The 1,274-nt window shown below is 32.9% G+C and carries 1 protein-coding gene; it reads right to left on the bottom strand.

Going from position 1 to position 1,274, the window contains the following annotated elements; all coding sequences use genetic code 11:
- On the bottom strand, positions 1-1,176 hold a 1,176-nt coding region (locus tag FUA24_RS23405; RefSeq protein WP_246147149.1), incomplete at its 3' end, for an L-type lectin-domain containing protein.
- Between the last annotated feature and the right edge of the window lie 98 nt (positions 1,177-1,274).

Genomic DNA, 1,274 nt, shown 5'->3' with positions numbered 1-1,274 from the left:
TAAGTCGCCTGTATAAATGCCTGCTAATGTACTATCTACATAATAACTTATAGTTTTGGTATTTTTATTCCATGTAATGGTTACTGTATGCCACAAGTTATTTTCTAACTGGCCTAAACTAGTTGCTGGTGTTAAAAATCCAGAGCTTGTTTGATTATCAGAATCCCAAATCATACCGTGATCTTGAGAAAGATCACCTAAAAAACTCCCATTGTAATACGTATCTAACTCTAAAACAATACCATTTTTTATACCTTTTGCCCCAATTCCGTTACCTGCAGCACCTACAGCCGATGCTCCTGCTGGGTCATTGTGAAAAATAATAGCCATACCATCTGCCCCATGATCATAGGCTCCTAAAAAAGCATCAAAAGAAAAAGAAAAACTTGTATCAAAATTAATACGTTCTTTAATTGTAGCAGCACCTGCTTGGTTATTAGTTGCTGTTGTTAATTGAAACTCATTATTTGAGACTTCAACTGCGGTTCCGCTTAATGAAAAAACTTCAGATATTGTACCATAAGTAATTCCTTTTTCAACACAATCTAAAATACCATCATTATCATCATCTACATCAACAACATCGGCAATACCATCACTATCTGTATCAATAAGTGGTACTGAATTTGAAATAAATTTTATGTTATAATCTTCAATTTCACCGGCTTCCCAATTAAAATTACATGATGTAAAATTAGTATTCTGACCAGTTCTGAAACCAACACGCATTACAGAATTACCAACATCTGCACCTTGAGGAATTGCTATTGAAAACGGAACATCTAAAGTTTTTGTTCCACGCCATCTATTGCCATTATCTTTTATATTGAACAAAAAGCGCTCACCATTATCTTCAAAATCGTCATCAGAGTTTTCATTAAAATTCAACCATATTACAACAGTATTGCTTGCATTGTTCCAACTATTAATAGTAACACTAACGGTTCCTGTTAAAGTTTCTCCTATTTCAATATGCTCAGTTGGAAGACTTGAAAAGTGCGTATAACCACCTGTTGTACCTGAAGAAGCGTTATTTATATTTCCAAAAGTTACATTAGAAATATAATTTGTATTATACGTATTAATATTGTTTGGTGTACAATATTGCGCATACGCGCTTACCGTTGTTAAGAATACTGCCAAAAACACGACTCTTAAAAAAGATATTGTTTTCATAGATTAATTGTTAATTGTATTAGAACCTAGTTTTCTAATACTAAACAACCACTACGTTTTTACTTCAAATGGACCTAAATACTTGAGAGAAAAAGCAT

The sequence above is a fragment of the Seonamhaeicola marinus genome (genome assembly GCF_008085455.1).
Note: the sequence above shows the minus strand (reverse complement) of the source record. Positions and strands in the feature narration are given on the sequence as shown.